General features: G+C 62.4%; 24 protein-coding genes. 5 read left to right on the forward strand and 19 right to left on the reverse strand.

The window, feature by feature from the left end:
- Positions 1-53 precede the first annotated feature (53 nt).
- The 3 genes from fabI to JQ629_RS06220 all read left to right on the forward strand — a co-directional run bounded on the left by fabI (position 54) and on the right by JQ629_RS06220 (position 2,047).
- Complete coding sequence (gene fabI / locus JQ629_RS06210) at positions 54-836, forward strand: enoyl-ACP reductase FabI (RefSeq protein ID WP_212411889.1); 783 nt, start codon at positions 54-56, stop codon at positions 834-836.
- 409 nt (positions 837-1,245) lie between these two features.
- A complete protein-coding gene (locus JQ629_RS06215; RefSeq protein ID WP_212411891.1) occupies positions 1,246-1,773 on the forward strand; it encodes a hypothetical protein in 528 nt (175 codons plus the stop codon).
- 7 nt (positions 1,774-1,780) lie between these two features.
- A complete protein-coding gene (locus tag JQ629_RS06220) occupies positions 1,781-2,047 on the forward strand; it encodes an HGGxSTG domain-containing protein (RefSeq protein ID WP_212411893.1) in 267 nt (88 codons plus the stop codon).
- Positions 2,048-2,112: 65 nt separating this feature from the next.
- On the opposite strand, the gene ald is transcribed toward JQ629_RS06220, so the two are convergent.
- Positions 2,113-3,225: an alanine dehydrogenase gene (gene ald, locus JQ629_RS06225; RefSeq protein ID WP_212411895.1), complete on the reverse strand. Its 1,113-nt coding sequence runs from the start codon at positions 3,223-3,225 to the stop codon at positions 2,113-2,115.
- Between the two features lie 134 nt (positions 3,226-3,359).
- Here ald and JQ629_RS06230 point away from each other — a divergent pair, with 134 nt between their 5' ends.
- A complete protein-coding gene (locus JQ629_RS06230) occupies positions 3,360-3,863 on the forward strand; it encodes an Lrp/AsnC family transcriptional regulator (RefSeq protein ID WP_212411897.1) in 504 nt (167 codons plus the stop codon).
- A 106-nt stretch (positions 3,864-3,969) separates the two neighbouring features.
- On the opposite strand, the gene JQ629_RS06235 is transcribed toward JQ629_RS06230, so the two are convergent.
- The 7 genes from JQ629_RS06235 to JQ629_RS06265 form a co-directional block, all read right to left on the reverse strand.
- On the reverse strand, positions 3,970-5,124 hold the full coding sequence (locus JQ629_RS06235) for an ABC transporter substrate-binding protein (protein ID WP_212411899.1): 1,155 nt from the start codon (positions 5,122-5,124) through the stop codon (positions 3,970-3,972).
- A gap of 22 nt (positions 5,125-5,146) precedes the next feature.
- A complete protein-coding gene (locus tag JQ629_RS06240; protein WP_212411901.1) occupies positions 5,147-5,995 on the reverse strand; it encodes an amidohydrolase family protein in 849 nt (282 codons plus the stop codon).
- A 26-nt stretch (positions 5,996-6,021) separates the two neighbouring features.
- Positions 6,022-6,864 carry a shikimate dehydrogenase gene (locus JQ629_RS06245; protein WP_212411903.1) on the reverse strand — a complete coding sequence of 281 codons (843 nt, stop codon included), beginning with the start codon at positions 6,862-6,864 and terminating at the stop codon, positions 6,022-6,024.
- 306 nt (positions 6,865-7,170) lie between these two features.
- The gene (locus tag JQ629_RS06250; RefSeq protein ID WP_212411905.1) at positions 7,171-8,241 is read right to left on the reverse strand and encodes a TetR/AcrR family transcriptional regulator C-terminal domain-containing protein; all 1,071 of its coding nucleotides are present in this window, start codon (positions 8,239-8,241) and stop codon (positions 7,171-7,173) included.
- Positions 8,225-8,821 (reverse strand): TetR/AcrR family transcriptional regulator C-terminal domain-containing protein, encoded by a 597-nt coding sequence (locus tag JQ629_RS37455; RefSeq protein WP_212411907.1) that lies wholly within the window; start codon positions 8,819-8,821, stop codon positions 8,225-8,227. The genes JQ629_RS06250 and JQ629_RS37455 overlap by 17 nt, the downstream gene beginning before the upstream one ends.
- Positions 8,822-8,888: 67 nt before the next feature.
- Positions 8,889-10,496 carry an MFS transporter gene (locus tag JQ629_RS06260; protein WP_212411909.1) on the reverse strand — a complete coding sequence of 536 codons (1,608 nt, stop codon included), beginning with the start codon at positions 10,494-10,496 and terminating at the stop codon, positions 8,889-8,891.
- Complete coding sequence (locus JQ629_RS06265; RefSeq protein ID WP_212411911.1) at positions 10,493-11,521, reverse strand: HlyD family secretion protein; 1,029 nt, start codon at positions 11,519-11,521, stop codon at positions 10,493-10,495. Before JQ629_RS06265 ends, JQ629_RS06260 begins: the two co-directional genes overlap by 4 nt.
- Positions 11,522-11,603: 82 nt before the next feature.
- Here JQ629_RS06265 and JQ629_RS06270 point away from each other — a divergent pair, with 82 nt between their 5' ends.
- Entirely contained in the window at positions 11,604-12,230 is a 627-nt protein-coding gene (locus JQ629_RS06270) for a TetR/AcrR family transcriptional regulator (RefSeq protein ID WP_212411913.1), read from the forward strand.
- Between the two features lie 108 nt (positions 12,231-12,338).
- Here the strand turns inward: JQ629_RS06270 and JQ629_RS06275 are convergent, their stop codons facing one another.
- The 11 genes from JQ629_RS06275 to JQ629_RS06325 all read right to left on the reverse strand — a co-directional run bounded on the left by JQ629_RS06275 (position 12,339) and on the right by JQ629_RS06325 (position 23,201).
- Positions 12,339-13,121: a 3-hydroxybutyrate dehydrogenase gene (locus JQ629_RS06275; protein ID WP_212411915.1), complete on the reverse strand. Its 783-nt coding sequence runs from the start codon at positions 13,119-13,121 to the stop codon at positions 12,339-12,341.
- 45 nt (positions 13,122-13,166) lie between these two features.
- A complete protein-coding gene (locus JQ629_RS06280) occupies positions 13,167-14,342 on the reverse strand; it encodes a DUF3734 domain-containing protein (protein ID WP_212411917.1) in 1,176 nt (391 codons plus the stop codon).
- Between the two features lie 32 nt (positions 14,343-14,374).
- Positions 14,375-15,175, reverse strand: coding sequence for an acetoacetate decarboxylase (locus JQ629_RS06285; RefSeq protein WP_212411919.1), 801 nt, complete (start codon positions 15,173-15,175; stop codon positions 14,375-14,377).
- 110 nt (positions 15,176-15,285) lie between these two features.
- Entirely contained in the window at positions 15,286-16,215 is a 930-nt protein-coding gene (locus tag JQ629_RS06290) for an MBL fold metallo-hydrolase (RefSeq protein ID WP_212411921.1), read from the reverse strand.
- 95 nt (positions 16,216-16,310) lie between these two features.
- Entirely contained in the window at positions 16,311-17,528 is a 1,218-nt protein-coding gene (locus JQ629_RS06295) for an NAD(P)/FAD-dependent oxidoreductase (RefSeq protein WP_212411923.1), read from the reverse strand.
- A gap of 121 nt (positions 17,529-17,649) precedes the next feature.
- Positions 17,650-17,973 carry a hypothetical protein gene (locus JQ629_RS06300; protein ID WP_212411925.1) on the reverse strand — a complete coding sequence of 108 codons (324 nt, stop codon included), beginning with the start codon at positions 17,971-17,973 and terminating at the stop codon, positions 17,650-17,652.
- A gap of 105 nt (positions 17,974-18,078) precedes the next feature.
- The gene (locus JQ629_RS06305; RefSeq protein ID WP_212411927.1) at positions 18,079-19,035 is read right to left on the reverse strand and encodes a helix-turn-helix transcriptional regulator; all 957 of its coding nucleotides are present in this window, start codon (positions 19,033-19,035) and stop codon (positions 18,079-18,081) included.
- Between the two features lie 50 nt (positions 19,036-19,085).
- Positions 19,086-20,036 carry a helix-turn-helix transcriptional regulator gene (locus JQ629_RS06310; protein WP_212411929.1) on the reverse strand — a complete coding sequence of 317 codons (951 nt, stop codon included), beginning with the start codon at positions 20,034-20,036 and terminating at the stop codon, positions 19,086-19,088.
- Between the two features lie 219 nt (positions 20,037-20,255).
- The gene (locus JQ629_RS06315) at positions 20,256-21,848 is read right to left on the reverse strand and encodes a GAF domain-containing sensor histidine kinase (RefSeq protein WP_212411931.1); all 1,593 of its coding nucleotides are present in this window, start codon (positions 21,846-21,848) and stop codon (positions 20,256-20,258) included.
- A gap of 153 nt (positions 21,849-22,001) precedes the next feature.
- Positions 22,002-22,409 (reverse strand): response regulator transcription factor, encoded by a 408-nt coding sequence (locus JQ629_RS06320; RefSeq protein WP_212411933.1) that lies wholly within the window; start codon positions 22,407-22,409, stop codon positions 22,002-22,004.
- Positions 22,410-22,490: 81 nt separating this feature from the next.
- Positions 22,491-23,201 (reverse strand): response regulator transcription factor, encoded by a 711-nt coding sequence (locus JQ629_RS06325; RefSeq protein ID WP_502752459.1) that lies wholly within the window; start codon positions 23,199-23,201, stop codon positions 22,491-22,493.
- Between the last annotated feature and the right edge of the window lie 109 nt (positions 23,202-23,310).

The following is a 23,310-nucleotide window of genomic DNA, read 5'->3' on the forward strand; positions in this document are numbered from 1 at the left end:
CCGGCACCGACCGTGGTCTGGATCGTATTCATCCACGAGACCGGGAGGACGCAATGATTCCTGTCGTCAAAGCCAAATTGCTCGAAGGTAAGAGAGGCCTCATCGTCGGCATCGCCAACGAGCAGTCGATCGCTTGGGGCTGCGCCGCCGCCTTTCGAGCCTTGGGGGCCGAACTCGCCGTTACCTACTTGAACGACAAGGCGAAGAAATATGTCGAGCCGCTGGCGCTCGAGCTGGCGGCTCCGATCGTGATGCCTCTGGACGTACGCACGCCGGGGCAAATGGAAGCGGTATTCGAGCGCATTGCCAGCGAATGGGGTGAACTGGATTTCGTCGTCCACTCCATCGCTTTCTCGCCCAAGGACACGCTGGGCGGCCGTGTGGTCGACGTACCCCAGGATGGCTTTCTCGCGACCATGGATGTCTCGTGCTGGTCCTTCATCCGCATGGCACATCTCGCCGAGCCGCTGATGCCCAAGGGCGGCACCCTGTTCACCATGACCTATTATGGCAGCCAGATGGTGGTGGAAAACTATAACATCATGGGGGTGGCCAAGGCGGCGCTGGAGTGCGCGGTACGTTACATGGCGGCCGAGTTGGGCCCGAAAGGCATTCGCGTGCACGCCATCTCCCCCGGGCCACTGGCCACGCGTGCCGCCTCCGGAATCCCTGAATTCGACGAATTGCTCGAAAAGGCAAAAAACAAGGCGCCAGCTCGCAGCCTGGTAAGCATTGAGGATGTTGGTCTTGCAACCGCATTTCTTGCCCACGACGCCGCGCGGCTTATTACGGGAACCACGCTCTATGTTGATGGCGGCTACCACATCATCGATTAGCGTCGCGCTGCTCGTTGTGCGGTGGCTCGTGACGGCGACTTAGTAACAAACGCGCCGGGAGGATTCACGGAGGTAGAGGTCTGAAGTATCGACAACCCCATGCAAAGTAGCCGGCCGCCGGCATGGCTGCTTTGAGCGATCCTTCGAAAACATTTTGACACGTCGGGCAAATCAAGGGCGCTATTCCGTCGTAGCGCGATTTGTAAGACGCCCATGGCCTGCTCAGCAACGGGCTCTCGGAACAATCGCGGGCAAAAAATCCTTCCAACAATCGAAGTTGCGCCGGTGAAGTTGCATCGGTTTGCCGGAGCGCGATCGCCCGCGCGTTGCCGAACCGCGCGCGTCCGATGGCCGTCCCCGAGGAGATATCGACGTGAACACAGTTCCAGACTGCAACAAGGCAACGGCAATGGCCGCAACCGGTCAAACCAAGGCGGCCGAGACCCCGCGGATAAAGCTCATGTCAAACGGATTCGCCATCGACCATCCAGACCCGGAGCTTGGCGAACGACTGATGTCGGACGCATTGGGGGTCTCCGATCGCGATGCGATGGATGGGATCCTGCGACAATTGGTGAGAGCCAGCGTGAACGGGCAGAAGCCTGACGCGGTCAACCTCGCCTTCATGATTTCAATGGTGAAAAGCATCAAGCCCAGGGATTCCGTGGAGGCCATGCTGGTGGCGCAGATGGTGTCCGTTCATGTCATGGCGATGCGATGTGTCCATAACCTCGCCAATGCGGACGACGTCGCCCGGCAAGACAGCGCAGCGCGCGCATTGGGCAGGCTGGCGCGCACCTTTCCGGCCCAGATGGAAGCGCTCAACCGCTATCGAAACAATGGCGAGCCTGCCATCACCGTACAGAACGTGTCGGTCGGGGATGGCGGCAAGGCCATCGTCGGCAACGTCACGCAGCATGTCGGGCATGATCGTTAAGGCTGTCATGAGCGACCACGCCCGCTCTACCGGCCCGATGCTGGCGAGCCCGCGTCGTGGCGCAAAAATCCGCTCCGGCGGATCGTGCCGCTCGCCGGCGGTGCGCGGCAAAAGGCGCTGCCGCATGCACGGCGGCGCACCGAAATCCGGCGCGCCAAGGGGAAACCATAACGCGCGCAAGCACGGCCGCTTCACAAGAGACGCAATCGCCGAGCGAAAGCAGATTCAGGCCTTGTTGGCTGACGCGCGGAAGTTGCTGCAGGAGATGAAGTGACCCTAACAAACATGCACAAATCGATTCAAATAGCGCAACAAACCTCCCCGAAGGGACTTCCGGCCTCAAGCCACAGCGCCCTCGATCGGTGAAAACGGCATGCCGAGGCTTCTGGCCACCGGCTCGCAGGTCAGCCGCCCCCGGTAGACGTTCAGACCAGCGCGCAAATGCGGATTCTCCAGCACGGCCGCAAATCCCTTGTTGGCGAGCGCCAGACCAAAAGGCAGCGTCGCATTATTCAGCGCCTGGCTGGAGGTCAGCGGAACAGCGCCTGGCATGTTGGCGACGCAGTAGTGGATGACGCCGTCCACCTCAAAGGTTGGATCAGCATGGGTCGTCGGGTGCGATGTCTCAAAGCAGCCGCCCTGGTCGATCGCGACATCCACGATCACAGCCCCCTTGCGCATCGAACCCAACATATCCCGCGTCACCAGTTTCGGCGCGCTCGCGCCCGGGACGAGCACCGCGCCGATCACGACGTCGGCGGCGAACACCTCTTCCTCAATGCTGTCGATGGTCGAGAATTTTGTCCGAACACGCCCCTCGAACAGTTCGTCCAGTTCGCGGAGCCGGCCTATCGAACGGTCGAGAATGGTGACCTCGGCGCCGAGGCCGACCGCCATGCGTGCCGCGTGCGTCCCGACGACGCCGCCTCCGATCACCACGATACGGGCAGGCTGGACACCCGGCACGCCCCCGATCAACAGGCCGCGACCTCCCGCATGCCGCCGCAAGGCCGCGCCGGCCGCTTCGATCGCAAGCCTGCCCGCCACTTCGCTCATCGGCGCCAGCAGCGGCAGGCCGCCATGGGCATCCGTCACGGTCTCATAGGCGATCGCGGTGCATCCGGACTCGATGAGGCCCTTGGCCTGGTCCGGATCGGGCGCCAGGTGCAGGTATGTGAAGAGAATCTGGTCTTGCCGCAATTGCGACCATTCCGAAGCTTGAGGCTCCTTGACCTTGACGATCATCTGGCTGGACGCAAACACCTCGCGGGCGGAGTCCAGCACCGTAGCGCCAGCCTTGCGATAAGCGTCATCCGTCGCGCCGATGCCGGCGCCGGCATTTGTCTCGACCACGACGCTGTGCCCCGCCGCCACATATTCGCGAACGGCCCCCGGCGTCAGACCGACACGGTATTCGTGCGTCTTGATCTCCCTGGGCACCCCGACCTTCATGGCAACCTCCGCTGTATGGCACGCCTCTTTTCTAGGAGGGAACCGCGGTTGTTTCTCGGCAAACTTGCGCACATACCGGCAAATAGTGCAGAAATCCAACGCAGTTTGGCACTATGGCGCAGGATTTTAAACATATGGACCACGACAAGATCGACATGACCATTCTCGCCGAACTCAGCGCCAACGCGCGGGTCAGTCACACCGAACTGGCGGACCGGGTCGGACTTTCGAGCACCGCGATCGCGCGGCGGCAACGCGCGCTGGAAGACGAAGGATATATCAGAGGCTATCAGGCCATCCTTGATCCGAGCCGGTTTGGCCTCAACACGACTGTGCTGGTCAGAATCGCGCTCAACAGCCAAAGCGACGAGGCGCTGAAATCGTTCGAAGCCGCCGTCGTCAACTGTCCGTCGGTGATCCGCACTTTTCTGATGTCGGGAAACGACGACTATCTCCTGATCGTGCTGGCGCGCGATATCGAAGACTTCGAGAGAATTCACCGGACCGAACTGTCGCGCCTGCCGCACGTCTCGCGCATCCAGTCGAATTTCGCCCTTCGCGAGATCATCGATCGCGCGGTCCCCCCGGCGATCTTCGGAAAACCGGGGCGTCCAGCATGGAAGCAAACCAGAAAATAGGCCGGCGATTGACGAGCGGAAAGGAGAATTGAGGCCGCCCCTGCCGGCAAAGATCGCCCGCAAATCTCATGGACGGCCTTCGGATCAATCAGCCATCAATCAGCCTTCAATCAGCCTTGGAGGGATTGAGCTTCGGCAGCGTTTCCACGATCTTCTGCTTGCCATCGATAATTTCGGCCAGGAAGCTTGCGCGGTCGATGTCGCCTTTCTGGTCCCAGCTCGCCTCCATCAGCATCCCCGGCGCATTCGCGGGCGTCAGCGACAGCCCCTTCATGGCGGCGCCAAATGCCTTGCGATCGAACTTGCCGATCTTTTCGGTGACGTATTTCACCAGATAAACGGCGGTATAGCCCTTGATGCCGTTGTGATCGGGCCGGTAGTTATAGCGCTGGCTGAACTTCCTGGTGAATTCCTCGATCGCGGGGATCGGCGCATCCGCGCTCAGGCCGACATGGCCGCGCGCGCCGTTTGCGGCGGCACCCGCGAGATCAACCACCTTCTGGCTGAGGAGCGTGGTCTCCCCGAACAGCGGCGTGGCCAGGCCCTGCCGCTTCGCCTCGATCAGGAAACGGGCGCTTTCCTCCTCGTTGCAGTAGACGAAAATGGCGTCCGCCTTTGCGCCCTTCAGCTTGATGACATCGGAGCCGAAATCGACCTGGCCCTGCTCGGTGGAAAGGTCCACCACCACCTCGATGCCGCGCGCCTTCATCTCCTTGGCGAAACTGTCGCGGCCGCCTTTCCCGAAATCATTGTTGACCCAGACCAGCGCCACCGACTTCACCTTGAGGCGGTCATGCAGATAGTTGGCGATTTTCGGCATGCTGATCTGCTGGCCGAAGGCGGTACGGAACACCCAGGGGTTGCCTTGCAGGGTAATATCGGCGGCTTCGGCGCCCACGATCTGCGGGACTTCGGCCTGCTGCGTCAGCGCCATGTTGACCTTGACCGAACCGGAGTAGATCGGCCCCAGGACGACATAGGGATCGCGGTCGAGAACCTTCTGGACCTGCGCGCGCGAGACGCCCGGATTGCTCTGGGTGTCGAGGTGCTCGGTCTCGATCTTGCGGCCCAATATGCCGCCGGCCTTGTTGATCTCGTCGATCGCCAGCACGACACCGTCACGCCAGTTCGTTCCCGACACCGCGCCCGCTCCGGACAATTCGACGACGTTGGGAAGATAGACCGTCGACTGCGCGTGGACGTGGGAGGTCCACAATGACGCAACGATGGCGACGCAGCTCAGGTACCGGAAATGACGCATGACGTTCTCCCTCTCATTTGCTTTATCTTGATTGATCTGTCCCGCCCGCGAAGCCAAGCAGCCGCGCAGGCGTCCGCCACAACAGTCGTTGCTGATCGTCCCGGTCCGGAAACAGCCGGCTCAGCACCGCGAGCAACGGCCCATAATCCAGCCGTTCGGGCGCCCGCAGGAATGGCCAATCCGATCCCCAGACACAACGATCGAGCGTGAATGCCTCGACCAGCGCAGCAATGAACGGCCACGCATCCTCGTAAGGATGTGGCTGGCGCGAGAACTTGTAGTATCCCGACAGTTTCACATAAGCGTCGCGCTCCCGGCCGATCGCCAGCAGCGCCTGGAAGGCCGGCTGCATTATCCCATGCTCGACTGCAGGCCGTCCGCAATGATCGATCACCAGGCGAACCGTCGACATTTCGATCAGCGGCAGCAGCGCGAGCAACTGATCCTGCTCGACCTGGATCTGCAGAAACAGTCCGAGTTCGACCAGCTTTTCCAGCAGCGGCGCCGTGTTGCGATAATAGCCAGTGCCGTGAAACGGGACATTGAAGGCGACCCCGACGATTCCGGCCGCCTTCAGCCGTTCCAGCTCCTGGATGCCGACATCATTCTCGACGACCGCAACACCCCTGAACCGGCCATCACCCAGCTTGATCGCATCGAGCAGAATGCGGCTGTCGGTCCCGTAGCCGGAATTCGTTCCGACGATCAGTGCGTGCCTGACATCGAAGGCGTCAAGCACGCGAACGAGGTGCGCCGCAGGGGCGATCTCCTGCCCGCTCGGACGATAGGACGTATCCGCCGCATAGGGAAAGCGAACCGGATCGATGGCGTGAATGTGGCAGTCGATCTTGTTGCCCGTCGGTATCGTCATCGCCGAAAAACTCCTCCGACGGCACCTCAGAAGGTGGCGTGAACGGCCTTCACAAGCTCCGGCGTGACATCTGGGAGAACGCCGAACCAGGCCTTGAATGCCAGCCTCGCCTGATTGAGCAGCAGGCCGAGCCCGTTCACCGTCACGCAGCCCCGCTGCCGTGCCTCGGCCAGAAACGGGGTTTCGAGCGGCGTATAGATCAGGTCGGCGACCATGGCGGCCGGCGACAGTCGCGCCAGGTCGACATCGAGTGCCGGCTTGCCGATCATGCCCTGGTCCGTGCAATTGATGAGCAAGGCAGGCTCGGCCATGGCGGCATTGCGGTCCGCCCAGGCGATGGCGGTGACGGCGGCCCCGAACTCGCTCGCTATCGCCTGCGCTTTCTCAGCAGTGCGGTTGGCGATCTTGATCTGCCGCGCACCGTTCTCCAGCAACGCCACGACCACGGCCCTTGCCGAACCGCCGGCGCCGAGCAGAAGGATCGGCCCCGCGTCCGCCTGCCAGTCCGGCCTGGCGTCGCGCAGGCTCTGCACGAATCCGTTGCCGTCATTGTTGAAGCCGCTCAGCGTGCCGTCCGCTTCGACGACGATGGTATTGACGGCGCCGATACGCCGCGCGGTTTCGTTGACCCGGTGCAGCAGCGCCATCGCCGTCTGCTTGTGCGGCATGGTCACGTTGCAGCCGCGAAAGCCGAGGGCAACCAGCCCCGGCAACGCCTCCTTCAACCGCTCGGGCTCGACCGCGAGCGGCACATAGGCGCCGCGGATGCCGTACGCGTTCAGCCAGAAATTATGAATCGTCGGCGATCGCGAATGGGCGACAGGCATTCCGATGATACCAGCCAGTCCGAAGCCGTTTGGGGTCGACATGCTGCGATGTTGTCCTTCAGTTGGTTATGTCGCAGGAACCCGCACACGCGTCGGATGATCCCGAGGCGATCGCGTCGCTGATTGGGGCAGCAGACATCGGGTGGTTGCCACCGCCTTTTGGAACGCCCCAGCTGTCCGACTAGTAAGCGGAATGGCTACCGCGCGCAACTCAAATCCCACCATGGCAAAGCCAAATTCGCATTATGAAATGATTTGGCGGGCTGCGCGGTGGGTACGGAGGGTAGCTGACCGCTGGCGACAGGGACGACGGCACATACGGCCTCAAGTACCGAGCAGGTACACGCTTCAACGCAGGTAGACCCATGCCCGGCGGCTGGCCACCGGCAATGGCCCGCCGCCGTTGCGTAAGACCGGTCGCTCGAGGAACGCCGTCTCGTCAGGTCCGGCACCGTCGAGAAAGACTTTCACCGCGGTGCGGGCGCGCAAATCGATCTCGGAAAGCGTTGGTATCGCGCCGAGCTGAAGCACAGCTTCCAGGTGAATGTTGCCATAGAGCATGCCGAGAAACTGGCGGGCGCCGGCTTCGCAATCCGCTAGATCGATCTCGCCGGCCTGCTTCGCTCTTGCGAGAATTTTTGTCAGGACCGCAATGGCCCGCTTTGGGCCATGCTGCGCGTAGACCCGTGTCGCATTCGGGTAGCGGTCCGCTTCGAGGATGGCGGTGTAACAAACCTCCAGCAAGGCCGGCGTCATCATCGTCTCGAGAAGATTGCGCCCGATGATGATGAGCAATTCCCTGAGCGGCAGGGAAAGCTGGTCGGCGCTGACACTCAGGGCATTGGACGAGTATTGGCTGACGACCTTGGCGAACTGCTCGACCAGAAGCTGCTCCACGTTCTCGCGCCGTGTTGTCTTCTCGCGGAGCAGTTCCTTGTAGAGACCGTGCGGCGTCCATGTCCAGCTCGGCCGCCCAAGCACGAACGCCGTGATAACAGCGCAATTCGACCAGCCGCGCATCTGGCTCGCTTTACCGGGGACCTGCTCGCGGACGCGAAGGATATCGCCCGTCCCACCCCACCGCAGAAATTTGACGGCATCGGCCGGCGGCAGGATCGTCACCATCATGCGGGTCCACCACGGCTCCACGAGCAGCCAACTCCCGGTGTTCGTCGGCCGCATGGCAAAGACGTGCTTATGCTTGTGATGGACGAACCGATGCCACCATTGCCGTTTCAGGCCGGGGACGAAGCAAACGATCCAGTCGACGGGCTCGACCGTCACCAGCGATCCATATTCGTCGGCGCAGTTGGCCAGATCCGACGGGACATCGTCGACGACCTTCAGGCTTGATGGGCTGTCGCTGCTCCGCGCCAGCAAGGACCGTCCCGCGCGGGCAGTATCAAATGGCGCGTTCATATCTGGTGCTCCTCGCGCTTGCACATCCATGCAGGAACCTTTCAACGCCGGCCTTGACGCGGTCGGCGGTTGACCCGTTCAGGCTCATCACGGGATTCAGCATCAGTGCCTGGTAGAGCGGCTCCCTCAGCAGTCCCATCAATTGCTCCGCGCAAACCTGCGCGTCCGATATCGACAGGATCCCTCTTTCATTGGTGTCCGACAGAAACTCCCGCAGCCTCCTTGTGACGATCTCCGACCCTGCCTCGTAGACCCGCTTCTTCAGAGCAGGGTTGCGCGCAACTTCGGCCATCATCATCCGGATGAAGCCGACCAGGGTGGTCGAATATTCTCGCGAGGCAACCAGGCCGAAGGCGACAAGGGTATCGCGTACATCGCCAAGGGTATTTGGACGTACCCTCCTCACCAATGGCTGCGATATGAACAGGGCTTCGTGCTCGGCAACCGCGACGACGAGATCGTCGATACTTTCGAATGCCGCCCAGACATCTTCTTGCGAATATCCGCTGCGATGAAAAATTCCATTGAGGTCGGCGAGTGTATCGCAGGGATCAGCGAGCACTGCGCTGATCGCCGACACGATGTCGGAGCGAATGTCCGGCCTCGATTCAGCATTGTCCGATCGAGCGGACGTGGAACGTCTCATGTTAGGGCTCCTTGCTCCGGGATGACTGCGCGGCGTGCGCTTTGGCGTAGCGGTGGAATCCGATCTTGATGGAGACGAGCACGGGCGCGGCGATGACGAACAGCAACGCGACGGCATTAAACGCGGTGTCGAAGGCGATTACGGTGGACTGGCCGGTGACGGCCCTGCCCAGCAGGCTCGTGGCAGCCCGGCTGGCGGCCACGGCGTCCATTCCCCGCGCCGCGAGCATGGCTGTCATCGCCGTCAGCCGCTCGCTGACCGCAGGAACGCCCGCGGTGATGCTGGCGCCGAGCACCGCAACATTACCCGCGACGTTATGGTCGATCAGTGTCTGCAGTCCGGCTACCCCCATCAGACCGCCAAGCTGGCGACCCGCATTGAAGAGACCGATGCCGGACGCACGTTTGTGGTCATTGAGATTGCTGAAAGCGATCAGCGTGATGGACAGAAACAGGAAGCCAAGGCCCAGGCCGCGCAACAGGATGGCCGCCATCATGTCGTGCGCGCCGCTTTCGCTGGTCGAGCCGGACAGCATCCACATCGCAATCATGATCATCAGGATCCCAAAGGGCACCGTCGCGACCGGAGGAACGCGGCGGGCCTGGAAGAGGAAGGCGGCTATGAGGAGCGTGCCGATGAAGAATGCGCCGCTCGGCAACAAGAGCAGGCCGGCGTCGGTAGGCCTGAACGCGAGAACGGATACGGCAAACGACGGGATCAGGAATGCGCTCCCGAACAGCGCGGCGCCGGCGACAAAGCTGACAATGAAGGCGAAGGAAAAATCTTCCGTCCGGAACAAGGTGAAATCGAGCAGGCCCCGGCCTTTGGCGATCACCTGGTGACCGAGAAACAGCAGCAGGGCGGCGGCGCCCAGCACTGTTAGCCACAGGATGCGAGGTTCCTCCAACCAGCGCCATCGGTTGCCCTGATTGAGGACATAGGTGAAGCAGAGAAATGCGACTGACATCAGCGAGAAGCCGATCCAATCAAACGGACGGCGCACGGCCGCAGCCGGCTTCGGGGCGTCCGCGATCAACAGGAGGCCGGCCGCTACCAGGGCCACCGGAACGACGCTAACGAAAATCCATGCCCAGGACTGGCTGTCCAGCAACCATCCCTGGAGCGCCGGGGCGATGGTCCCGGGAGCGACGACCGACCCCATCGCGAACAGGGCTTGAAGGATCGGTTGGTGGGCGCGCGGATAGGCGAGAAAAATGATCGCCTGGCCGCCGATAAGCAAGGTGCCTCCGGAGAAGCCCTGAATCATGCGGAGTGCTATCAACAGGTCCAGCCGGGCTGTGATGACGGCAATGCCACATGCCGTGCCCATGACCAGCGTTGAACCAATGATCAGGCTGCGCGGATTGATGCGGGTCATCAGCCAGGGGGCGGTCATGAACCCGATCAGTTTCAGAGCGGTGTATCCGATGTCCAGCCAGGCGGCCTCGTCGGGAGTTGCGTAGGTGTCGCCGATGATATAGCCGCGCCCGAGCGACAGCACGGTGCCTGCGATCGCCTCCGTCAGCGTCGCAAGCACGACCCCCACGACAAGAAGGGCTCCTGTCGCAGATCTGTCGCGGCTCGGCGTGTCGGCGACGGCCATGGTCATGAGCCGCTTCTCCGGTCAACCTCGACACGCGCGGACAACCCGGGCACGAGGCGGCCGGGCAACGGGTTGCTGGCAAAGCGGATCTTCACCGGTACGCGTTGCACGACGCGGATGAAGTTTCCTGTCGCATTGTCCGCGGGGAGCAGACTGAAGGCAGACCCGCTGCCGGGTGCGAAGCTGTCCACCAGGCCTTCAATCTTCTCATCCGGGTAACCGTCGACCGTGATGCGGACGCGCTGGCCGGGCCGGATATGTTCGATCTGGGTTTCCTTGAAATTCGCGACCACCCACACGTCCTTGACCGGAACGATGTCGAGCAAGGAGGCGCCCGGCGCGACAAGCCGGCCGATGCGGACCTGGCGGTTGCCGATCACGCCGTCGACCGGCGCATGCACCACCGTGTTGTCGAGATCGATCTGGGCAAGATCGCGTGCGGCCTGTGCCTGCGCCACGGCCGCAACGGCAGCTTCGCGCTGGGTGGCAAGGACGGCAATGCGCTGCTGCTGGGCCTCTACCATCGCCGACGCCGCCGACACGCCCGCCTCGGCCCTCGACAGCGCCGCGTCGCTTTCATCGACCGCGGCCTGGCTAACGGCATTGGTGCGGATAAGTTCGCGGCGGCGATCGGAGGCCTTGCTCGCCAGATTCCTCTCGGCGACGGTCGAACGCCGCTGCGCTTCGGCCTGTCGAACCAGGGCGTGCTGAAGCTGGATGTCGGCATCGACATTGGTGAGGCGAGCCTCTGCCGCATCGACATTGGCCACCGCTTGCGCAAGCTTTGCGCGATAGTCCCGATCGTCGATCCGGAACAGGACGTCACCCGCCCGGACGCTCTGGTTATCCTCGACCTCGAGGGTCGTGACGTAGCCCGCAACCTTCGGGGCCAGTGAGGTCACGTCACCGCGGACATACGCATTGTCGGTCGAGGTCTCGCCGATCGAACGCGCCCTCCATCCCGTGGCCACGATCACCACCGCGCCAAGGCACAGCAGCAAGCCGATCGTCTTCTTCTTGTTACGCTGCATGACGGTCTCCGGTAATGGATGTTACCATTTGACGTCTATGGTAATGATCGTTACCAGTCAAGGGATGGATCGGGATGGATGAATGGCTGTGGCTAAGAAAGGGCGCCCGAACGGTCGCCGGGAAGCCTTGCTTCGCGCTGCGGCCGAGGTGTTTTTTGAACAGGGCTACGCGGCGACGAGCATCGACGCGATCATCGAACGTGCCGGTGGTTCGAAACGCAACATCTACAGTGAATTCGGCAACAAGCAGGGCCTGTTCTCCGCCATCGTCAAGGAAAACGCCGACAGGGCGCTTTCGACCCTGGTCATCGAGCAAACGGAGGGCCACGATCTGCGGGCGACGCTGACGGCGTTTGGTCAGCATCTCATGGGCATTTACATGTCGCCCACCCTGATCGGCATTTACCGAATTGCGGTCACCGAGGCCAACCGCTTTCCTGATCTTGTGAAGTCGTTCTACGAACAAGGGCCCGGCCGGGCGACGTCCCGGCTCGCCGAGGTCCTTGAAGCCGCCAACAAGCGCGGGGAAATTCGGACCGATGATTGCTCGCGAATGGCAGGGCACTTTGTCGGCATGATCCGCGACAACCTTCATCTGCAGGTCGTTCTCGGGCTGCGCGCGGCGCCGTCGGACAAGGAAGCGCAGGCGGCGGTCGGTTCGGCCGTCGAGGTCTTTTTGAACGGTGTTCGACCTGGCCGAAAAAAGTAGGCAGCCTGTTGTCGTCTTCGGCATCGAGCGGTTTACGGAACGGCTGGGCCGAGTGCTGATAGCAATCATCATTTTCTCCGTCATGTGAGGAAATGCACACCGTCCTGCCTAGCGTGCGGTCCAGCCGCCATCGACGGAGATCGCCGTGCCCGTGATCTGCTCTGCCGCAACCGAGCACAGGAACGCGACGGTGCCGCCAAGCTGTTCCGGAGAGGCAAAATCCAGCGACGGCTGCTTCTCGGACAACAGCTCTTCGGAGGCTTCCTTCTGGCTGATGCCGCGTCGGGCTGCGATGTCGCTGATCTGCTTTTCGACCAGCGGCGTGCGCACCCAGCCGGGACAGACCGCATTGCAGGTGACGCCGCTGCCGGCCGTCTCCAGGCCGACCACCTTGGTCAGGCCGACCATCCCGTGCTTGGCCGCGACGTAGGCGGCCTTGTGCGTCGAAGCAACGAGGCCATGCGCGGAAGCGATGTTGACGATCCGTCCCCAACGCTGCTTTTTCATCTGCGGCACCGCGGCCGCAATGCCGTGGAACGCCGCCGACAGGTTGATCGCGAGGATCGCGTCCCACTTGGCCGCCGGAAACTCATCCACCGGCGCGGTGAACTGGATGCCGGCATTGTTCACGAGGATGTCGAGGCGGCCGAATTTCTCGATCGTCGCATCAATCAATCCGCGCACGGCGTCGCCCTTCGACATGTCGGCGCCGTCATAGACGACGCGCACGCCGTGCTCACGTTCGATCCCGCTGCGGATCGCCTCGATCTCGTCAGCCTCGCCAAAGCCGTTCAACACCAGATCGGCGCCGGCCTTCGCCAGTTCCCTGGCGATGCCGAGGCCGATGCCGCTGGTCGATCCGGTCACGATGGCTACCTTGCCCTTCAACATGGGAATTCCTTTCGGGTGCTTTGAGAGATGAAATCCGCCGGGAGCTCAGTCGCGGCGATGCACGTCATGCGTGACGATGCCAAGTTCCGGTGCCGGCGGGTCGAGGCGGTGCGGGTCGGCCAGCGTGCGACGGATGTCGTCGAGCCCGCTCTGCCAATGCGCACGCATCGCGCTCAACCCGAACTCGTAGTCCCTCGAATGGCCTTCGTAGGTCTTGGACTGGTAGATCAGGTGAACGATGTTGTAGGAGCGATGGCGGGCCATGTCGGCGATGGCGCGGATTTCCGGCTTCGCCTTTGCGCTGGCCGGCAGCTCCTCCATGGTCCGCTGCAGCGCCTGGCGCATCTTCTGCAACCGCAGCACCTGGTCGGTGACGGCGCGCGTGCGGCTCGAATACTGGATGTCCTTCTGCCGGCTCGACACCTCCATCAGGTCCTGGGGGACGCGGCCCCTGGCCGACCAGAGATCGACCTGGAATGTCAGCGTGTCACATGGCTCGCCGGACAACACGCGGGACAGCGGCGTATTCCAAACCACGCCGCCGTCCCAATAGTGCTCGCCTTCGATTTCAACGGCGGGGAATCCCGGCGGCAGCGCGCCGGAAGCCATGAAATGTTTTGGTCCCAGCCGGCGTTCGGCGGTGTCGAAATAGGTCAAATTGCCGGTGCGGACGTTGACCGCGCCGACGCTGACGCGCACTTCGCCCGAGTTCAGCCGGTCGAAGTCGACGAGCCGCTCCAGCGTCTGGTGCAACGGCGCCGTGTCGTAGAAGCTGGTCGCGGCATCGCCCGTGAAGGGCGACCAGAGCGGCGGCGGGAAGCGCGGTTTGAAGAATCCGGGCTGCCCCTGGACCAGGGCCCTCGTCGCCGCCATGCTGTTGCGCACCGAGTTGATGTCGAAAGCAAAGGGCAAGGCATTGGCCAACCCTTCGCCGGCGGGCCACTCGATCGAAAAGGCACAGATGGTCTCCCAGAACTCGCGCAACCGTTGCACGCGCTCGGCTTCGGGCGAGCCGGCGATGATCGCGGCGTTGAGCGCGCCGATCGAGATGCCGGCCAGCCAGTTCGGCCGGATGCCGGCCTCGTGCAGGCCCTCATAGACGCCGGCCTGATAGGCGCCAAGCGCGCCGCCGCCTTGCAGCACCAGCGCGACGACATCGTACGGCAGCGGCCTTTCTTGCTGCGGCACCGGACTTGATTGTTCACGCATCACGTTCAGCATTGCCAAAACTCCCTGCATTGTGGCTGACCCGATCAGCCGGCATTCGCTTCGATCAGGATTTCGGACCCGGTCCCGCGTCGACGTAAAGTCGCGCCAGGCGCCAGATAGTCGTGGACCACGGTGCCAAGCCCGAGCGTGAGGTCGGCCACAACGTGCTTGGCGGACAGCACCTCAAGCACCGGCAGCTCGGCGACGGGAGCGAGCGCATGCGAACAGAGGTCGAGCGCCGCCGGCCCGGTCCATGCGCCCTTCACGGAGATATCTTCGAGGTGGAAGCGCACCAGCTCGCAAATACGCGCCGTGCCGTCGACATGCGGAATGATCTTGAGCAGGAAGTTGGGTGCGGCGAGTTTTCTGGCCTCCACCGATGTGTCGAGCGCGCGGTGCTTGTAGCCCATGGTGCCGGTGGCGATGCGGACTGAGCCGTAGTTCAGCGTGCCGACCAGCGTGTCGGTCTCGACCGCCAGTTTCGGCTGCGCCAGCTTCTTGGGAAAGCCCCATAGCTCGCGCCCGCCGGCAATCGGCGGATGATCATTGAGGAACATCTGATGCACGAAGCTACCGGCCTCGCCCCGGTAGGACACAGGGATGACCTGACCGCTTTCGGTGTAGTCGCCGAAGCCGGTTGAATCAGGCATGCGGATGAATTCGTAATTCACCACCGGCTCGGTCAGTTCGAGCGGTTCCGGCACGACCCGGCGCAGCGCCTCGGGATCGGTCCGGTACTGGATGATGAAGTACTCGCGGTTGATGAACCGGTAGGGGCCGGGTGGAAAGGCCGAGTTCGTCAGCGGCATGGCGAACGCGGTCGCGCGCACGGTCTCGTGTTTCATCGAGGTCGAGCTCCAAAAGGATTTTGGGTGAGCGGGCCGCGCTGCTGTGTAGGTAACGCGGCCCGTATCGGATCAAGCGCTGACGACGCGCTCTCGTTCAGACCGTGCGGTCAGTAGTCCCAGAAGACCGGCACCCAACGAAAGGCGCCGCCGTCAACTGCCACATGGCCGACGGACGGGAACGGCAGGTGAGTTGCCACCAGCAGCCCGCGGGTATCAGCCAGTTCTCGCAAAAGGTTGATGCGAACGCGGGCCGACTCCTCGGGGTCGTGTTCGAAGCCGTTGTACCACTCGGGGTGCTCGAACCCGACCGCGAACACGAGGTCGCCTGCGAACGTCAGCCGGTCGCCGCCGGACGCCACGCGGACCACGCTGTGCCCGGGGGTGTGGCCGCCGGTGCGAGTGACGACCACTCCCGGCGCCACCTCGTACTCCTCCTCGAAGGTGTGCAGCTGGCTGCGGTACTCTTTCACGAACCGCTTGGCGGTCGATCGAAGCGCGTCCGGGAATCCCGGCGGCATGGAGACGTGGGAGAAATCGGGCGCCTCCCAGAACTTGACCTCGGCGGCCGACACGTGGATCCGCAGGTCCGGACGCAGCCGGTCCTTCACCCCGTCGACGAGCAGCCCGCCAATGTGGTCCATGTGCATGTGCGTCAGCACCACGTCGGTCACGGACGCAAGATCGATGCCGGCGGCCTCCAGTCGCTTGATCAGCTGCCCGGCCCGCGGCAAGTGCAAGTCCGGGTCGAGCCCAAGGCCAGCGTCGACGAGGATGGTCCGGTCGCCGCTACGCACCACGACCACGTTCAGCGCCCAATCGTAAGCGTCCGGCGGCAGGAACATGTCCTTCAGCCAGGTTGCCCGGACCGCCGGGTCGATGTTGTGCGCCAGCATCGCGGTTGGGAGCGGCAGCACGCCATCGCTGACCACCAGCACCTCAATGTCGCCGACCTGCACCGCGTAGCGCGACGGAACCAACTCGTTGGGGCCCGGTGCACCGGGGTGTGAGGTGTTGGCCAAGCTTGTGTCTAAATTCATGTTTGTCTCCCGTTTCATGGTGAAGTCTACTGGCTGGTCTTGGTTGAGCAGGCCGCGCAGCCAGCGCGGAACGCGGCCCGTTTCGCGTGAAGGGTCTAGAAGAAGCCACTCACGTCAGTCACACGATCCGGATCGGCCGAGGCCAGCGCGGCAGCACGCTCGGCCTTCGGCGGATAGATCCAGACGGTGTTGATTTCCTGCTTGGTCTTCTTGCCGACGTCGCCGACCATCCCGACCTTGCGCTCCCAACCGATCGTGAACAGCGCGCCGGCTTCTCCGAGATCGAGACAGGTGACGTATCCCTCCTGGTGATAGGGCTTGGTCGGAACACCGAGCAGCTCGGCGGCGGCATTGTTGCCTGCAAAGGCACCCATGCGCGTGGCGTGCTGGCACGACATCAGCGCGTAATTGCCGACATTGTCGCTGGCTGCCCTGGCAGCATCGCCGGTGGCGAACACGCCAGGCACCGACGGCACGCGCAAATCCCGATCGACCAGCAGCCGGCCAAAATTGTCGCGCTCGGCCGGGATCTGCTGGGTCAACGGGGCGGCGCGAATGCCGGCCGCCCAGATCACGGTCTCGGCCTCGATGTGTTCGCCGTTGGAAAGCGTGACGCCGGATTTGTCCAGCGACGCGACGCCGGCGCCGAGCCGGGTCTCCACGCCGACCTTGCGCAGCGCATCCTCGATGATTGGTCGAGGACCTGCGCCCATGTCCGGAGCGATCGCGCTGTTCCGGTCGACGATGATGACGCGCGTCTTGGTATCCTTGCCGAGGATCGCACGAAGCCGAGTGGGCATCTCCGTCGCCGCCTCGATACCGGTGAACCCGCCACCGGCAACGACGATCGTGTTACGTCCGTTCTTTGCCGGCCGATCGGCCAGGCCGTGCAGATGCCGGTCGAGCGCAATCGCATCGTCGAGCTGGTCGACGCTGAAGCCGTGTTCGGCAAGGCCCGGAATGTTCGGACGGAACAGCCGGCTGCCGGTAGCCACGACCAGCCGATCGTAGGAGAGGCTCTTCTTCGTGCCCTTGGCGCCGACGATGTTCACCGTCCGGGCCTTGGTGTCGATGGTCTCGGCGCTGCCTTGCACGTAGACAACATCGACCGCCTTGAGCACGTCCAGCAGCGGCGCGGTCAGCGTTTCGGGTTTCGGTTCGTAAAGCCGTGGGCGAACCACCAGGGTCGGCTCTGGTGCAACCAGCGCGATCTCAAGCTGTTCGGGCGAAACGCCCTGGATGTCGCGCAGACGAGCGGCGGAAAGTGCAGCGTACATGCCGGCGAAGCCGGCGCCGATGATGAGGATTCTCATATGGTTGTCTCCTGTGGTTTGATCTTCTCGAAATTCCGCGCGTCACTGCACGGCTCCCCCGTTGGCGGGAGACCTTTGCGATCGATGACGACGCGAAGACGTGAAAGGAAGGTGCCAGGCGCTATGGAGGCGAGCAGTCCAGCATTAACGGCATCGGCCGTTCACATACTTCGCGGCAGCTTCTGGAACTGCGTGTCGAGCTGCGTTGAAAGACGATCGAGTGAACGGGATTCGGTGACCAGCTCTTGAAGGTCTGGGCACCGTCGTTGATCACGATGGAGCTCATCGGATTTTTACCTTGGGTAGCTTGCGCCGGATTTTCCGCTTCCTCACCCGTCGGTGAGGTGAAGCGCACCGTCAACGAAAGGCCGTACATGAGGGCGCTCGCGACCACCCTTCGTCGTGACGTGATCGCATTTGGGCCGACGAAGTTCTTCCAGGCCATTGGTTGTCTCCCTAGTTCTCGGCGTGACCATCGCATGGTCTTTGTCTAGCGGACCAAACCTGTGACTGCCCCAGAGGGATTGACGTAGCTGTAGAGAGATTGCTGTTAACGCGTGCGCCTCCGCCAATCGCTCGGGGTCTCGCCGGTCAGCTTCCTGAATGCCGCGGCGAAGGCGTTTTGGGATGCGTAGCCAAGCGTCGCTGCGATCGAGACGACCGACGCGTCGGTGTCGCGCAGCATGTTCATGGCCTGCTCGAGACGGTGCTGGCGCAGCCATGCGTGAGGGGAAAGCCCGGTGCTTTCCTTGAAGGCACGGCAGAAATGGAAGCGCGACAGGCCGGCATCCGAAGCCAGCGCCGCAAGAGATACGTCCGCATCGCTGTCCGAGCGCAGGCGTTCGATGGCGCGGCGCAATGCCGTGGGCGCGAGGCCGCCTATGGTCGGCTGCAACGCGATTGGCGAGCCAATGTGCGCAGCCAAGAGGTGAGTGGCCAGGAGGTCTGTCAGCTGATGCCTGAGCAGGGCATCCAGTGCGGCACTGCCTCCAATCATATCCGCCGCGCTCAAGAGCAATCGGGACGCGGTGGGGTCGGGATGTCCCGTCCTTTCCAGGAGATCGCCGGGAGCGGCCATATCGGCTTCGCCGGCGACGCGTTGCAGCGTTGTGGGCGGAAGATAAAGCTGAACGACATTGACGGGGCCGGGAATATCCCATCGGGCGCTTGAGCCGGCGGGAATGATCGTCACAACCCCGGAACGCGCCGTTCCGATCGCAACTGATCTTCCCGAGCGTCGCTCTAGCTGTTGCAGGCCGGTCGGGTAAGTCATGATGACGTGATCAGCCATGGGCTCGACGACGTCATGCAGCGCATTGTGCTTCCAATGCGCGATCGCTCCACTGGACGGATCGGAAGCCAGGCGCAGCGGAGCGGTCTTGAGCACGCGCGCCATCTCCACACCGGCAGGACGCCGGTCCGCATTCGGCAAATCGCGCTGGTGCCCCTTGGAAGCGTCTGGCTGATTCTTCTGCGAAAAATCGCGCGAAATTGGCTTGCAGCTCATGACTTGTCCTCGCCATTGAGGGCGGTCTGTTACCCGCAGAGCGTTCGCTGTTATCGCGTACGCCGTCTCCACTCGCCCGGTGTTTCGTTGGTCAGCTTCCGGAATGCGGCGGCGAACGCGGTCTGGGAGGAATAACCAAGCGCGGCTGCGATCGAGACGACGGATTCGTCAGTGTCGCGCAGCATGTTCATGGCCTGCTCGAGCCGGTGCTGGCGCAGCCAGGCATGGGGTGAAAGCCCGGTGCTTTCCTTGAAGGAACGGCAGAAGTGGAAGCGCGACAGCCCGGCATCCGAAGCCAGCGCCGCGAGCGAGACGTCCGCATCGCTGTCCGAGCGCAGGCGTTCGATGGCGCGGCGCAGCACCGACGGCGACAGCCCACCCAGGGTCGGCTGGAACGTGGTTGGCGAGCCGGTGTGCGCAGCCAACAGGCGCGTGGCCAGCACGTCCGTCAGCTGATGCCTGAACAGCGTATCCAGGGGCCCATTGCCCTGCATGGCATCGGCCGCGGTCAGGAGCAATCGGGATGTAATGGGGTCCGGATGCCCCGTTCGCTCCAGCAGATCGGTTGGTGCGGCGATGTCAGCTTCGCGGGCAACGCGATCGAGCATTGTGTGCGGAAGATAGAGCTGAACGACATCAACGGGCTTCGGAATATCCCATCGGGAGCTCGATCCTTCCGGGATGATGATCACGCCCCCGGGACGAAACGTTCCAATCGCAACCGAGCTTCCTGTCCGGCGCTCCACGCGCTGCATCATGCCGTTGTAGGCCATGATGACGTGATGGGTCATCGGCTCGACGACGTCGTGCAATGGTTCATGCTTCCAGTGGGCGATCCCGGCACCGGAGGAATCCAGAGCCATGTGAAAGGGTGTGGTCCCAAGCACGCGCGCCATCTCCGCATCGGCAGCACGCCCATCGGCATTCGGCAAGTCGCTCCGGCGCGCTCCAGACGCGGCCGGCAGATCATCCGAAGGTTCGCGCAAGATCGGCTTGCTCATGGTCTCATGCTCGCGTTAGCCATTGTCTCTTGTAGGCCTACAGGATGCTGGCAAACGCCGCGTGACGGTATCCTGCGGCGAGTCTGATCCCGCTGGCCCGGCGGATAGGTCAACCTGTACCTTGGGATAGGGTTGGCGGGACGTGTGTCGAGCCGCAGACAATCGCGTCATGCGGTCGCCGTGCCCGCCAATGCTGAGGTTGGGAGGCGCAATTCGTGGTCAGTCCTCGCAATCCGAATTGATCGGAATTGTGAACTGAAACGCCGCACCTCTTGGGACGTTTGCTGCCGTCCACAATCGTCCTCCGTGATCCTCGACGATCGAACGGCAGATGGAAAGTCCCATCCCGAGGCCGCTTGACTTCGTCGTGTAAAATGCTTCGAAGGCTCGCTCGATAGCCCCTTCCGACAGCCCCGGGCCAGAGTCTCGCACAGCAACGAGAATACTGTCAGCTTCAGCCTGGGTGCTGATCATTAACTCCCGACGCTCGTCGCTCATCTGGCTCATCGCCTCGACTGCATTTACGATCAAGTTCAGCATCACCTGTTGAATCTGGACCCGACTGCCTTGAATGACAGGTAAACCCTCCGCAAATTGAGTCCGCAATTGAACGATGTTTTTCGACACTTCACCGCGCGTCAATCCGATAACTTCCGAAATCGTTTCATTGATCTCCAGGCTGTCCTTTCGCGTCGGTTCTTTCCTGACCAACGCGTGCGTACGGTCGACAACTTCAGTGACACGCATGCCGTTCAGCACGGCCCGGTCAATTGCCTTCTTCGCCCTCTCGACATCCGGCTGCTCGCGAGCGAGGAAGCGCTGAGCGGTTTGGGTATTCAGGAGCGCTGCCGTGATCGGCTGCTTGACCTCATGGGTAATGGACGCCGTAAGCTGGCCCAACGTCGCCAGCCGGTTGGCGTGGGCCAATTCCGTCTGCATGTTGCGGAAGCGCCGCTCGCTCTCCCGCGCTTCCGTCTCTGCCCGTTTACGCTCGGTCAGATCGAGCACAAACGCGACACCCTGGCTGTCTGTCCCTTCAAGGGTCGCGATGCCGACCAACACCGGAATGCGGCTGCCATCCTTTCGGATGTACTCCTTTTCAAAGGGCTGCACGGGCTTCTTGTTCTTTGCCTCGGACAGCATCAACGCATTTTGATCACGCCATTCGCCGGGCGTCATGTCGGCCCAGCTCACGCGACCGGACAGGAGGTCGTGCTGATCATATCCAACGATGCGCAAAAACTCGCTATTGGCATCAAGAATCTGACCCTCGTCGTTCCAGATGACGATGCCGATGATGTTGGCATCGACGAGGCGGCGAATTTTCGCTTCCCGCTGTTCAATCTCCCGCTGCGTGGTTGCAATGGATCTCAAGTCCGCCTGCAGCACGTCGCGCCACTGCAACAGCAGTCTGAGATAGAGTTCGCTGTATCCGTTGCTTTTCCTGTCGAGAACACAAATCGTTCCAAATATCTCGCCATCGGGCCAGCTGATCGGCACGCCGAGGTACGAGATCATTCCCAGTTTGATGTCGGGGTTCGATTTCCACGCCTCGTCCTGCAGAGCGTCCGGGACGATCAACGGTCGGCGGGTGTTCATTACAGTCTCACAATAAAGCCCTGTATTGAGACACGCGAGTTCGTCCGGTTCATAAGGATTTTCTCTGGACTCGCTGGAAACCAGGACTTTGATGTTTGGCGGCTCTACCCTCATGATCAGGGCGGAGGGGACATTTACAATGTCGGCCAGAAGATCTGCGATCTCCTGCCATTTTCGCATGATGTCAGCGGGTACTTGCATGTTGTGGAGCATGTCAGTCCACCTCGAAACGCACGTCCGATGCACGCGATTCATCCGATCGTGGTCCTGCGCTATCAGATGCGAAATCGGACAACGCCATCCCGGGCGGGGACGCGAAGGATCGCTTGCGGTCGCCCGTCACAGCGTTATGAACGGGACTAGCCATCAGAAGGCGCCCTGCCCATCGCCGTCAGGGCCACAGCCGGCGTGCCTCAGGGCGGACTGCAGGTAACGAAAGAGAACGTCGCTGCTTACCGGCTTGGTCAGGTATGCATAGGCCCCACCTCTCATGGCGCGAGATCGGGTCGCCGGATTGGTGTCAGCCGTGACGATGATGACCGGCATCGCGGAACGGAGACTCCGCAAATGCCGCAGCAGGTCAAGCCCGCTATGGCCCGGCATGCTCACGTCGGTAATCAGGCAATCGAACCTGTCAGGGACATATTCCACCATGAAGGCCTCCGCTCCATCGAAAGTGCGACACGATAGATCCAGCACCATAAGGAGGTCGGAAAGGGCCTCTCGAACAGCTTCGTCGTCATCTACGATCGCGACCAGGGGCGCTTTGGACAAGCCGATAACCTTCGCTAGCGTGGCCGGCTGACCACACCCACGTCTCGCCCATTGCTGGCCGGGTCGTAACCATCCTTTGGTCTAGGGTGATTTTTGCTCCCGGATATCCGCAGGCAGCAGTTCCCAGATGCGAATGAGCTGCCCGACGGACGCGGCCTGCATCTTCTTTGTCACGTTGCCACGGTGGAGTTTGACGGTGATCTCGCTGATGCCGAGATCGAACGCGATCTGTTTGTTGAGGCGGCCCCTTGCCACTTCGCGCATCACCTCGCGTTCGCGCGGCGTCAACTTCGCGTAGCGGTCGACGTGTAGCTTGACGTGCCGGGCGGCGGTCCGTAGCGAAACGTCCTTCTCGATTCCGGCTGTGACGGCGTCGAGCAGCGTCTGGTCTCGGACGGGCTTTGTAAGGAAGTCAATGGCTCCCGCCTTCATCGCCTGCACGGTCATCGCGATGTCGCCATGACCGGTGAGGAAAATGATCGGTCTCGTATGACCGTTCAAGGCGAGATGATGTTGAAGATCGAGGCCGCTTGCGCCGGGCATCCGAACATCGAGGATCAGGCAGCCCGGCCGCTCCGGAAGATCGGCCTGCAACAGTTCCTGTGTCGATCCGAAGCAACATGCGTCGATTCCCACCGACAGCAGAAGTTCTCGAATTGCGAACCGGACGTCCTCGTCATCGTCCACGATCAGGACGAGTGGGCGATCCGTATTGTCGGCAGCCATGCTCATGGGTAATCGGGGCAAGGTTGGTAGGGCGGATGAGCGAGCAAGTGCGGTGGTGGCAAGCATTGCTTAGTCTCCTAATCGCTACTGCCCCGTTGCCTGTCGCGGTCGTTCAACTTGAGTCGATCGTTCGGGGCGTGTTCTAAACTCCGTACAAGTACGGCGTCTTTCCTAA

This window comes from Bradyrhizobium sp. AUGA SZCCT0222, assembly GCF_018130205.1.
Lineage (GTDB): Bacteria > Pseudomonadota > Alphaproteobacteria > Rhizobiales > Xanthobacteraceae > Bradyrhizobium.